General features: G+C 72.0%; 5 protein-coding genes. 4 read left to right on the top strand and 1 reads right to left on the bottom strand.

What is annotated here, in order from left to right:
• Positions 1–46: 46 nt before the first annotated feature.
• Entirely contained in the window at positions 47–400 is a 354-nt protein-coding gene (locus HMPREF3086_RS06975) for an Rv3235 family protein (protein WP_246830929.1), read from the bottom strand.
• A gap of 341 nt (positions 401–741) precedes the next feature.
• On the opposite strand from HMPREF3086_RS06975, the gene HMPREF3086_RS06970 reads away from it, so the two are divergent.
• The 4 genes from HMPREF3086_RS06970 to HMPREF3086_RS06955 all read left to right on the top strand — a co-directional run bounded on the left by HMPREF3086_RS06970 (position 742) and on the right by HMPREF3086_RS06955 (position 4,368).
• The gene (locus HMPREF3086_RS06970) at positions 742–1,152 is read left to right on the top strand and encodes an HAD family hydrolase (protein ID WP_061228039.1); all 411 of its coding nucleotides are present in this window, start codon (positions 742–744) and stop codon (positions 1,150–1,152) included.
• 4 nt (positions 1,153–1,156) lie between these two features.
• A complete protein-coding gene (locus HMPREF3086_RS06965) occupies positions 1,157–2,554 on the top strand; it encodes a wax ester/triacylglycerol synthase family O-acyltransferase (protein WP_007630257.1) in 1,398 nt (465 codons plus the stop codon).
• Positions 2,555–2,619: 65 nt separating this feature from the next.
• The gene (locus tag HMPREF3086_RS06960) at positions 2,620–3,141 is read left to right on the top strand and encodes a DUF6912 family protein (protein WP_007630255.1); all 522 of its coding nucleotides are present in this window, start codon (positions 2,620–2,622) and stop codon (positions 3,139–3,141) included.
• A 108-nt stretch (positions 3,142–3,249) separates the two neighbouring features.
• A complete protein-coding gene (locus tag HMPREF3086_RS06955) occupies positions 3,250–4,368 on the top strand; it encodes a ferredoxin reductase (RefSeq protein ID WP_061915259.1) in 1,119 nt (372 codons plus the stop codon).
• Positions 4,369–4,383 lie beyond the last annotated feature (15 nt).

The following is a 4,383-nucleotide window of genomic DNA, read 5'->3' as shown; positions in this document are numbered from 1 at the left end:
GGTCGCCGGGACTGATCGGTCCCGCCCGGCCACCGCGCCGGGGCGCTCACACCAACCGCAGGGCCGTGCAGCCGGCCCCCGTGGGTGTCACCCGGATGCGGGCCGCGACGGCGAACAGCCGCGGTCCGCGCGCGTACGTGGCGCAGACCTCGTAGTCCCGGGACCCGGGGTCCCCGTCCGGCCCCGCGTCCGTCGCCACGGCGCCGGCGGCATGGATGTGGAGGCGGTGGAGTCTGGCGGGCCCCAGGTGCTGTCCGGGTACACCGGTGCGCGCGAGGGAACGCAGCATCTCCATGAGATGCGGCGGGAACGCCCCACGGGTGTTCTGCGGCGCGCGCCGACGATCCACGACCTCCAGCGCCATGACGACGAGCGCGTGGGCGGCCCGTCGTGCAGGCACGGGTACCTCCTCGTCCGGGGCGGGCGCGGTTCCCGGGGTGCGTTGGACGACGCGCTCGCGCTCACGTCCCCGCGAACCCGGTTCGGGTTCCGTCGGCGGCAGGGGTCGGATCCGGCCGTCCGCCGTGTGCGTCTCCGCGGCGCCTCCGGCGGCGATCACGGCGGCCGGCGGCGGCCGGCCGGACGTCGGTGCGGATACGGGTGTCGGTGTCATCTGGCTGGGCTCCTCTCGCGCTCGACCCTCGGTGGTCTCGCGTCCTCTACCCTCTTGACGCCGCGGATCGCGGCCGTGGTTCCACCTCGCCTACTGCACACCGGACGGGTGTTGCCTAGGCTGTCCCCATGCGTGGACTGATAGTCGACTACTTCGGCGTGCTGGACGGCACGGACGAGGACCGTGAGAACTGGCGGTCGATCCTGACCGGTGCGAGGGCCAACGATGTGCGCCTCGCCGTGCTGAGCAACGAACCCGAGGGGTCGGGCGCCGACCGCGTCCGCGAGGACGCCCGTGAGTACGGGATCGACCACGTGGTGCTCAGCGGCGCGATCGGCGTCGAGAAGCCCGAGCCGGAGGCCTTCCTCGAGGCCGCCCGCCGCCTCGAGCTCGAGCCGAGGGAGTGCGTGATGGTCGACGACGCGATCGAGAACATCCTCGGCGCGGTGCAGACCGGCATGATCGGCGTGTTCTACCAGGTGTTCGATCGGGCGGCCGTGGAGATCCGCGGTCTGCTCGGGTTGGACGAGGCGGTCTGACGCCGTGGCGACCAGGCTGGCCACCGCGGACGCGGACCTGCTCCTCGGGGACGCCGCGCGTTCCCGGAGCCGGCACTCGTGTTCGTTGGCCCTGGTCGCCCGCGACGAGCCGTGGGACATCGACCGTGTCATGGAATTCGTCGACACGCGGCTGGCCGACGCGCCCCGCTACCGGCAGCGGATCCGCCAGGTCCCGTTCGGCCTGGCCAGGGCGGTCTGGGTCGACGACCCCGACTTCGACCTGAGCTTCCACGTCCGCCGGTCGGCGCTGCCGGCGCCGGGCGGGATGCGGCAGCTGGCCGACCTGGTGGCCAGATTGGTCGACAGGCCCCTCGAGGCGGATCGTCCGCTGTGGGAACTGTACCTCATCGAGGGCCTGCCCGACGGCCGGTTGGCGATCCTCACCAAGACCCACCACGTCCTGCTGGGCGGGCCCAACGCCGTCGATCTGGCGCAGGTGCTCATGACCGACGAGCGCGTCTCCGCGGATGTCGACGAGGTCGCCACCTGGACGCCCGTGCCGTCACCCGGAGACGGGGTGCTGGTGCTGGACGCGCTCATGACCATCGCGACCGACCCCCTGGAGTTGGTCCGGCGTTCGGGACGCCTGGCGAACGCGCTGGAGCGCGCGACTCGTGGTCTCGTGGGGGCTGCCACGCTCTCCGTGTTGCGTCCCGGCGGGGGTCTGTCGGAGATGTTCCGCACCGCGCGCCCCCGGGGCAGCAGGGTCGGGCTCGCGTCGTTCCCGTTGTCCGAGGCGAGGGAGATCGCCCGGGCGCACTCCTGCAAGGTCAACGACGTGGTGCTCGCTGTCCTGTGCGGGGCGCTGCGGTCGTGGATCTTGTCCTGCGGTCATCCACTGTCGACATCGGACAGCCTGCGCGCGATCGTCCCGATGGCCGTGACCGCCGAGGCCGACGGCGCCGAGGCGCCGGGTGACGTCACGTCCGCGGAGATCGCCTCGGCGCTCATCGGTATGCCGGTGGGGGAGCCGAATCCCCGGATGCGGTTGGCGCAGATCGCCCGCGAGGCCGCGACCCAGCGGTACCCGCGGGAGGCGGTCGGCGCCAAGTCCCTGGCCCGGCTCTCCGGGTTCGCCCCGCCCACCTTGCACGCGCTGGCGTCCCGGGCGGCGATCATGTTGCCGTCGGAGAGCTACGACCTGGTGGTGACCAACGCCCCCGGTCCGCAGCACAAGGTGTTCTGGGGCGACGGCGAGCTGGTCGAGGTCTACCCCGTCCCGGCGCTTCTCGAGGGCCAGGCGCTGGCCGTGTCCATGAGCAGTTACTCCGGCACCGTGTACTGCGGCTTCACCTCCGACCGCCAGGCCGTCCCGGACGTCGAGGAGATCGGCGAGCTGATCGCGTCGGCCCTGGACGAGCTCGCCGGTTCCGCTGGCTGACCGGAACCGGCCGATCCACCGGCGCCCCCCCCAGTAACCGTCACCCGCCCCAGGAAGGCCCACCGATGCGACTGTTCATCCCCGCCACGCTGACGATGCTCGAGACCCTGCTGGATGCGGGCGAGATGCCCGTGCGGAGCGGGACCGCGTTCGCGGCGACCCCCGCCCTGATCGAGTCGTACGCGGAGGGCGACATGGAGGAGATCGAGCACGTGGCGTTCCTCGAGGCCGCCCGCGCCTCCCTCCGCCTGCTCGGCGGCGAGCTCGACTCGGGGACGGCGCACGAGGCCCACCCGTACCGGCGTGTCGTGGTGAGCGCGGACGTGCCGGATGAGCAGGTCACGCCGCGCCCGGATCTCGACACGGCCGTCGTGCGCCTGACCGGTGGGACGGTCGCGATGGCCGACATCGCGGCCGTGCACGTGGACCTCGCGGGAGCGGTCGACCTGGTGCGAGACGCCGTCGAGGCGGTCGATCGGGCCGATCTCGGGGACGAGGACGCGGAGCTCACCGTGGGGGACGCCCTCGACGTGGATCTGGCGTGGTACGACGCCGTGGAACTGCCGTTCCTGCTCACCCTGCTCTGAGGGCGACGGTATGGGCGTCGACGGCTTACCTACGCTACCGTAGGTTCATCTTCTGGCAGCGTCGGTCCGATCCCCGGGCCGCGGGTGGCCGGACGCGAGGAGGCACCAATGTCCGAGTCGAAGAGCGGGCTCAGTCGCATCATGCGGGCGGCGGCCGCGCGGGTCCCCGAGCCCCGGGGCGCGCGTCGGTTCCTCAACCGTCTGACGCACCCACTGCGCATGGACGACTACTCGTCGCTCATCTACCCACTGTGGTCCGCGCGGGAGCTGCGCGGCGAGATCGTCTCCGTGCGTCGCGAGGCCGACGACGCGGTGACGCTCGTCATCAAGCCGGGGTGGGGCGCCACCCCGGAGTACCGCCCGGGCCAGTATCTGGGGATCGGTGTGCTGCTCAACGGCCGTTGGACGTGGCGGTCGTACTCGTTGACCTCGGCGCCCACGAGCGGTCGTGGCGAGTACTCGGTGACCGTCAAGGCGATGCCGGAGGGCCTGCTGAGCAATCACATCGTCGGCACCGTCGAGCCGGGCACCATCGTCCGGTTGCAGGCCCCGGCAGGTGACTTCCACCTGCCCTCCCCGACTCCGGACAAGCTGATGTTCGTCACCGCCGGGTCGGGCATCACGCCCGTGATGGGCATGCTGCGGTCCCTTGACCGGCGCTCGGCCGACGAGCGGTTCCCCGACGTGGTCCACGTCCACTCCATCCGCGACCGTGAGGACGCGCTGTTCCACGACGAGCTGCTCGCGTTGGAGCGCACCCAGCCCGGGTACACCCTCCACCTGCGGGCGACCAGCGAGGAGGGCCGCATCAACGCCGAGCAGATGGCGGCGCTGGTGCCGGACTGGTCCGAGCGGCCCACGTGGGCCTGCGGTCCGTCGGCGATGCTCGACGAACTGACCGAGCACTTCGAGGCCTCGGGGCGCGACGACCTGCACGTCGAGAGGTTCACCGTGGACCGCAACGCCGGCGCGTCGGGCGGGACGGTCAAGTACGGCTCCACCGGCAAGACCGTCGAACTCGACGGGGCCACGACGATCCTCGAGGGCGGGGAGAGCGTCGGCGTGCAGATGCCGTTCGGGTGTCGCATGGGCATCTGCCAGACCTGCGTCGTGGGCCTGGACGAGGGGCACGTGCGTGACCTGCGCAACGGCACCGATCACGGCCCGGGCGAGCGGATCCAGACGTGCGTGTCGGTCGCGCTGGGGGACGTCGAGCTCAAGCTCTGACGCCGCCCGGCGCCC

This window comes from Dietzia sp. HMSC21D01, from assembly GCF_001815995.1.
Taxonomy (GTDB): Bacteria; Actinomycetota; Actinomycetes; order Mycobacteriales; family Mycobacteriaceae; genus Dietzia; species Dietzia cinnamea.
This window is presented reverse-complemented; position numbering and strand designations above follow the sequence as displayed.

What these genes read in the sequence shown, in the direction of transcription:
- HMPREF3086_RS06970 (WP_061228039.1), top strand. Translation starts at nt 742, where the DNA reads ATGCGTGGACTGATAGTCGACTACTTCGGCGTGCTGGACGGCACGGAC.
- HMPREF3086_RS06960 (WP_007630255.1), top strand. Translation starts at nt 2,620, where the DNA reads ATGCGACTGTTCATCCCCGCCACGCTGACGATGCTCGAGACCCTGCTG.
- HMPREF3086_RS06955 (WP_061915259.1), top strand. Translation starts at nt 3,250, where the DNA reads ATGTCCGAGTCGAAGAGCGGGCTCAGTCGCATCATGCGGGCGGCGGCC.